1 protein-coding gene is annotated in these 448 nt (G+C 66.5%); it reads right to left on the reverse strand.

All coding sequences use genetic code 11. The annotated features are described in order from the left end of the window. Nucleotides 1-345: M20/M25/M40 family metallo-hydrolase (locus B3873_RS01480; RefSeq protein WP_286863680.1), on the reverse strand; the 345-nt coding region annotated here is incomplete at its 3' end. Nucleotides 346-448 lie beyond the last annotated feature (103 nt).

Genomic DNA, 448 nt, shown 5'->3' on the forward strand with positions numbered 1-448 from the left:
GGCGGTATGGCCGTCATGGCCGCAAGCATGCATGGTGCCGCCGTGCTGGCTGGCATAAGGCAGCTTGGTCTCCTCATGGATGGGCAGGGCGTCCATGTCGGCACGCAGGCCAAGGCGGCGCGGACCGCTGCCCTTCTTCAAGGTCCCCACCACGCCGGTCCCGCCCAGGCCGCGATGGACCTCGTATCCCCATTCGGCCAGCTTGCCGGCGACCAGCTCGCTGGTGGCGTGCTCCTCGAACGCCAGTTCGGGATGGGCGTGAATGTGGTGACGCAGCGCCACGCTTTCCTGCAGGTGGTGCAGGATGCCGGGCACGACGGCGGAAGAGGACGGGTTCTTGGTCATTGCGGGTCTCAGGGTAGTGGAATGCGATCCTGCCGATGCGCACTGGCAAGCACGCTGGCATGGCCGGTCTCACCATGCAGCATGCATACCAGTGCGTCTCCGG

Origin of the sequence: Herbaspirillum sp. UBA812 (genome assembly GCF_002296545.1) — a bacterium.
GTDB lineage: Bacteria > Pseudomonadota > Gammaproteobacteria > Burkholderiales > Burkholderiaceae_D > Herbaspirillum > Herbaspirillum huttiense.